The organism is Tenacibaculum finnmarkense (genome assembly GCF_900239185.1).
In the GTDB taxonomy this organism is placed as follows: Bacteria; Bacteroidota; Bacteroidia; order Flavobacteriales; family Flavobacteriaceae; genus Polaribacter; species Polaribacter finnmarkensis.
Genome location: NZ_OENA01000095.1, coordinates 1 through 3,491, shown reverse-complemented (window position 1 = coordinate 3,491; position 3,491 = coordinate 1). Strand labels below are relative to the sequence as shown.

The 3,491-nt window shown below is 27.2% G+C and carries 4 protein-coding genes; all 4 read left to right on the top strand.

Annotation, left to right across the window (positions count from 1 at the left end):
• Positions 1 to 235 precede the first annotated feature (235 nt).
• The 4 genes from AQ1689_RS11000 to AQ1689_RS10985 all read left to right on the top strand — a co-directional run bounded on the left by AQ1689_RS11000 (position 236) and on the right by AQ1689_RS10985 (position 3,404).
• Positions 236 to 844: a hypothetical protein gene (locus tag AQ1689_RS11000; RefSeq protein ID WP_101956114.1), complete on the top strand. Its 609-nt coding sequence runs from the start codon at positions 236 to 238 to the stop codon at positions 842 to 844.
• A 172-nt stretch (positions 845 to 1,016) separates the two neighbouring features.
• Positions 1,017 to 1,811 (top strand): hypothetical protein, encoded by a 795-nt coding sequence (locus AQ1689_RS10995; RefSeq protein ID WP_101956113.1) that lies wholly within the window; start codon positions 1,017 to 1,019, stop codon positions 1,809 to 1,811.
• A gap of 219 nt (positions 1,812 to 2,030) precedes the next feature.
• On the top strand, positions 2,031 to 2,699 hold the full coding sequence (locus tag AQ1689_RS10990; RefSeq protein ID WP_101956112.1) for a hypothetical protein: 669 nt from the start codon (positions 2,031 to 2,033) through the stop codon (positions 2,697 to 2,699).
• Between the two features lie 186 nt (positions 2,700 to 2,885).
• Positions 2,886 to 3,404, top strand: coding sequence for a hypothetical protein (locus tag AQ1689_RS10985; RefSeq protein WP_101956111.1), 519 nt, complete (start codon positions 2,886 to 2,888; stop codon positions 3,402 to 3,404).
• Positions 3,405 to 3,491 lie beyond the last annotated feature (87 nt).

The window sequence follows — 3,491 nt, the reverse complement described above, 5'->3', positions numbered from 1 at the left end:
TCAATGCTTCACCGTATATAGTAACCTTAATTCTCTCTTTTATTCTTTCTGATTATATATCAAATGTATTAAAAGACAAACTTAAGCCGTATAAAAATAATTGCGGTCTAGTACTTAATTAAAAGGTCGTTGCGTGTTTGTAACATCTGATTTTCTTTCGGAAAATCCTCGCACACAAAACCGCAACTATTCTTATACATGAAACGTTACCTGTCATTAAAAATAAAGAAATACCATGAGAAAAATTCAAATATTATTAATATTAATTTTATTTGGGAAATTAATGTTTGGGCAAAAAACTGTTAGAACAGAAGTAAAATATGGAGTTAAAAACTCTGAATTAGCAGAAATTTTTGAATTTCAAAATATAGCTATTCAGAAATTTGATTTTAAAAGTCCTGAAATTAACGGAAAATATTATAAAACTTTCATAAAAGAATTTAAAAATGGAAAACTAATTGACAAAAAAATACTATTTGACGGAACAGAACTCGAATATTTTAAAATAAATTCAACTGATTTTAGTTTTAAAATTTTTACTGAAACATCAAAAAATAAATTAAAGATTCAATTAAGGACTGAAAAATATGCTGGTTCAAAAAAAGAATTTGAATTAATTGAGAATAATTCAAAGTATGTAACAAAAGATTTTTTTGGAAATAAAAGAAAAATAAAAAATCCTTTAAATAAGGAATTTCCCTTATTAGCAATTATAACCCCGACAAAACAAAATAATGGTATTAGTTCATATTGTAAAGTTGTACAATCAGAAATTCGACCTGAAAAACTTGGAGAATACTTTAAAATCCCACATTACTTTTTAATTACAATGGAATTTAAGTAAAACGCCAGGTAACACCATATATAATTTATTGCTAGTACTCGCCTACTTACGAAAATCCTTAGGGATTTTCTATTCCGTTTTTATTTACTAAATTTAGTGCTTCAAAAACGCAACAAACCATATACAAAACGTTGGCAACTATTTAAACAAACTCTGAGTCAAAGCAAACAAAATGAAAAGACTAAGAAACATAGGGATATATTATGCCGTATTTGGAATTTTACTAATGATTAGTTTTATTTTCACTAATCTATGGAGAATATCTATAATTGGAATAATACTACTTTTAGTTTATTTTTTCTTAAAAATTGTATGTAAAAAGAAAAAAATAGTTACAAAATTAACTAAGCAACAGTTACAATTTTGGGATTTCATTTTAGTTATTTTGCCATTTATATACATATTATTAGTGTCTTGGTATGTTTGGCGACCTTATAATCAAACAATTATTCTTCCAAGAAATTATGAAGGTATAGTTGTCATACAATATGATAGATCTTATGGGCAATCAGAAAAATGGGTTGGTGGCTTCTTAGGCATTGGAGCGTCTCGAATAATAGAAGTAGATAGTACAGGAACAGCTAAGACTCAATTTAAATTTCACAATAATGCAATTCCTTTTCTTGGGCTAAAGCAAACTTATCATAATAGAGGTGGACTAAAAATCTATTATGAAAATGATTTATGGTGCGAGATTAAAAAAGTATCTTTTTTTGAATGGGAGAATAATAGAAATAAGGAATATGTTTATTTTACAGGATTTGATTATTATCCATTAATAATTTTTGTAATTACAAAGCCTAAAAATTATGATAATTATTTTATAAATAAAGATGAAAAAAATATTCTCCAAGAAAAATATAATAAAAATCCCTATAAAAATTACCCTCCAGATAAACATGAATTAAATCAAAAATATGCGAAATACTATAAATTAGATTATCAATATAAAGAATTAACAAAATAAATACAACCAATGTTTCCACTTTCAATAAAATTTCAAGCATTTATTCCCAAGTCACTTGGAAAACCTCTATTAAGTTATTTTGAAAACACAACTCGTTTTAGGTTACTTGACAATAAAGAAGAGTTTATAAGACAATTAAGTAGTTTTAATATTCAAAAACACGCTTGACTTCCAGAGCCAGGTTCTTTATCTAATTATTACGCAACTGATAATGTAGAAATGTTTAATCATCATAATGAACATACTACTCGCTTAGCAATAAATGCAGAAATTGATTTAACTAAAATTGGGAGTTATAATTTTGAAAGCGAAATTTTTAAACATAAACGACATAAAAAACAGGGAGGTAACAATGATCAGCACTCAGGTTTAAGTCATCAAGTGAAAGCATATATAAAACGGATTCCTTTTTATGATGATATGCCTCGTGCATCAAACAAAGATATGTATATCGGTGTTTGTAGTGAATTGCATTCTGACCGTTCAGATGAAGATGCTTTAGATATATCAATTAGTAATTCAAAAAAGCATTCTTTTTCTGATGGAGGAAATGACACCACAACAATTAAGGTTTCTGCTTCTGCTGGTTATCCTTTTGCTGAGCCTTTTTCGCCTAATATTGATTTTGAATTAGAAATTGAACTTTTTAAAAATTTATCCAGTAAGTCTATTGATGTGCAAGTAAAAGGATGGCATAATGATTTCCCTGCTTACGAATTAATTATTGATGATAGAGCTGTTTACACGCATAATCCTTCTGACTATGGATATACTGGTCCTGGTTTTGGAAATTTAACTAAAAGTAGAGATTTCCAAAGAACACATACAATCTATTTGAATGACTGGGATATAAGAACTTTAAAAGAGAAAAACAAATTTGGGAGGTGAAACAGTTGCCAACAATCTGTATAGTTAATGGCTACATAGAGCAAATCTTAAAGTTAGGTTCTTTTTTATAAAGTTCATTTCTTCCTGAAAGTTTAGTCTTTTAAAACGCCACTAACCATACAGTAAACGTTGTAAGTAATTCGCAAAAATTACGCTCCATTCAATAACTTTACAAAAAAAATAATTATGAAATCATTATTATCCTTATTAATTGCCATAACAATATCAGGGTTGGCATATTCACAAACGGAAGAAGTCATAAAAATTGAAGTTGATTCAGATTGTAAAAACTTCATAAGAAAGCGACAATATAAAGATCAGCTATATACAAATCCAGTAAAAATAATTACAGCTGGATACAATAAAGTACATCTTGGATATAGTTATAAAGAAAACATGAAAATGTTAGTTTTCACATATAACGAATGGGCTTTTAAGTATTTAAATGTTACAGAGTTTTATGCTACAATTAATGGAAAAGAGTTTGTAATAAATAAAATGGCCTTATTTAAAACACATAAAAGAGTCAATGTTATTCTTAATGAAGTTACTCTATATCAAATTGGTGTATTGATGACAGATGAAATGATAGATGAATTTTCTAACCTTAACAGTTTATCATTAGGATATATAAAATCACCTTCTCAAAAACGTAAAGTATGGGAAGTATCAGGAGGAGACTTAAAAAAACTTAAGAAGAACTGAGCTAAAAAACAACTCTTTTCTTGATTAAGTTTATACATTATTATTCTAGGCTCATAATTCTATAAATTAGTTTTTTGAGCTTTTATT